Origin of the sequence: Actinomadura sp. 6K520, from assembly GCF_004349245.1 — a bacterium.
Classification (GTDB): domain Bacteria; phylum Actinomycetota; class Actinomycetes; order Streptosporangiales; family Streptosporangiaceae; genus Spirillospora.
The window spans coordinates 1-2591 of the sequence record NZ_SMLC01000357.1; the positions used below are offsets into that span (position 1 = coordinate 1).

3 protein-coding genes are annotated in these 2591 nt (G+C 73.5%); all 3 read right to left on the reverse strand.

From position 1 onward, the window contains the following. Positions 1-100: 100 nt before the first annotated feature. Positions 101-1981: a hypothetical protein gene (locus E1289_RS37220; protein WP_131988833.1), complete on the reverse strand. Its 1881-nt coding sequence runs from the start codon at positions 1979-1981 to the stop codon at positions 101-103. Further along, entirely contained in the window at positions 1959-2315 is a 357-nt protein-coding gene (locus E1289_RS37225) for a 4Fe-4S dicluster-binding protein (RefSeq protein WP_131988835.1), read from the reverse strand. The genes E1289_RS37220 and E1289_RS37225 overlap by 23 nt, the downstream gene beginning before the upstream one ends. A gap of 45 nt (positions 2316-2360) precedes the next feature. Beyond that, positions 2361-2591: hypothetical protein (locus tag E1289_RS38745; RefSeq protein WP_207929416.1), on the reverse strand; the 231-nt coding region annotated here is incomplete at its 5' end.

The following is a 2591-nucleotide window of genomic DNA, read 5'->3' on the forward strand; positions in this document are numbered from 1 at the left end:
CTGACCCACCGACCCCCTGCCCCACCGATAGGCGCGAACGCTCGCGGCCCCCGGCCATGACAGGCCGGGGGCCGCGAGCGTTTCCGCGCTGGACCGTCTCCTACCGGGCGATGGTCTCCCAGTGCCACTGGCTGTCGAAGGCCGTGACCCCGATGTCCGCGCCGTCCGCCACCAGCGCCGCGGCGAGGCCCGTGGCCTCGGCGATGAACCCGGAGGCCCGATCGGCGGCCAGCAGGTCCTGCTCGCCGTACGGCAGGCCCTCGCAGCGGAGCAGCCGCAGGTCGACGAACCCGTCGAACGTCCGGTCCAGCACCCGCACCGGCTGCGGGCTGCGGATGGTGAAGCGCACCTTGGCGGCGACGTGGCCGCGGTGGTGCTGGTCGGAGTAGTACGCGACGTCCGGGATCGTGGGCGGGACGAAGTAGTCGCGGGCCGCGACCTCGGGGACCTTCGGGAGATTGCCGGCCAGGAAGTGCCACGAGTTGTACTGCATCCGCGCGGACATGGCCCACGCGGCGTCGGCCATGTGCGCGGCCGAATCGCCGAAGTACCGCCGGGCCTCCGGCGCGGGCACGACGCAGCAGAAGAAGTGCGGCAGGTCCCAGGCGGCGATCTCGGGCCAGTCCCGGCCGCGCAGCGCCGCGGTCAGCGCGGTCAGCGACCGCATGCCGCGGCTCATCGCGAAGTCGGCGTCGAACGCCGCCGTCGCCGCGCGCACGGTCTCGTGCACGAGGGACTCCAGGCCCGTCTGGAACGCGCCGTGCGGTCCGGCCAGCCATCGGGGCGAAGCCTCCAGCGAGGCGCCCAGTTCCGCGAGCGTGCCACCGGAGACCGGGAGCCGCTCGCGCAGCCGCGCGCAAAGGTCCGCCTCCAGTTCCCGGGCCTCGCCGGCGGGCGCGCCGGCGACCCGCTCGATCTTGTGCATCAGCGGGCCGTGGATCTCGCGGTAGAGCCGGGCCCGCCCGGTGATCTCGCGGCGCCGCCGGGCGATCGCCGCCGCCAGGCCGCCGAGCTCCGCCACGGAGGCCGAGCCGGCGGGCGGTATCCGCTGCCCGCCGGGGACCGCGTTGTACGCCTCGCGCGTCCGTTCCAGGAGGCAGGCCACGTGGTCGACCGTGAGCTGCGTCCCGTTGGCCTCCTCGATCCGGGCGTACCCCGCCGACCGCACCAGCAGCGTGAGGCAGGCCACCATCAGGACGTCGCTGTCCGACCACAGCTCCAGCGGCACAGTCGTCAGGCTGCTCAGCGCGCAGTCCGGGTGCCCCGGCCACAGCGTCTTCCCGGCGAGGGTGTTCCGGTCGCGGAAGTTGGTGTACTGGCGGTCGCCGGAGTACAGCGCGAACGGCGCCGTCCGGAGGGCCGCCTCCTTCAGGTTCTCCAGCATGTCCCGGCGGCCGTCCGGGCCGGCCGCCGCCAGCCATGCGCGGCAGTCGGCCGCCGAGCCGCGCTGCCGTTCGGTGGCGCCGGCGAGCTCGGCCCGGTAGCGCGCGAGGTCGCGGTCGGACCACGGCACGCGCAGCACACCGCCCACGAGGTCCTCCTCCCCCGCCAGCGGCGGCTTCGAGGGGACGCGGATGACGACACGGCCGCTCGTGTTCAGTCCGATCTCGCCGAGGAACGCCGCCGGGGCGTCGGCCGCGGGGGCGGTTCCCCGGCCCGGCGTCCGCCATGAGCGGCCGAACAGGACCCGCAGCGCGCACTCCTCCGCCGCGGGCAGCGCCCGCAGCTGGATGTCCGCCGGGACGTGCCCGGCGAGCGTGAGCAGCGTGTCCATGGCCGACGACAGGTCCGGTTCGGCGGCCGCCTGCCGCCAGACCCGGTTCAGCAGGCCCGGGAACCCGGCGTCGGCCGGCATCGGGTAGTCCGGTTCGGGCGCGGTCCCCGCCCGCCGGCCGAGCCTGCTCGGCCGGCGGCTCTGCCGCGCTTTCGCCAGCGCGGCCTTGCGGGACAGCGTGGTGTCAGGCGTGGTGGGCAGGGTCATCGCTTCCCCCTCCGGCCGTCAGGCCGACGTGGTCCCAGAGCTGCTCCGGGGTGGGCGTCCATTCCTCGTCCACGTAGATGCAGTCGACGGGGCAGACCATCACGCAGACCGGGCAGCCCGAGCACAGTTCGGGGACTATGACGACGTCGAGTCCCCGATCGAATATCGCCCCGAACTCGGGCGGGCAGTTACGCCGGCACAGGTCGCATGTGATGCATTCCGATGTCTCGATGCGGCGCGGCGGCTTCTTCCAGTTCTCGTCGCGGGACCGCTGCGCGATCCGCTCGGCGCGCCCGGCATCCGCCACGGCGGTCGTTTCCTTCGCCCACGGCATGTCGTGCTCTCACCTCGGTTTCCTGGTGGCGTGGCTGCGGTTTTCTCAGTAGACACCGAAGTATTCGCGGTGCTCCCATTCGGTCACTTCTCCGGTGGCGGGCCGTTGCGCCGCGCACCATTCCTCGAACCGCGACACCTCACTTTCCTTCAGCATTTGCAGGCATGTCTTGAGGGGCTTTCCGAAAAGGTTCTCCGCGGGGCCGCTCGCGCCGAACGCGTCCAGTGCCTCGCGCAGCGAGCCCGGCAGCGCCGGATACGGGGGCGGGCCGGGCGG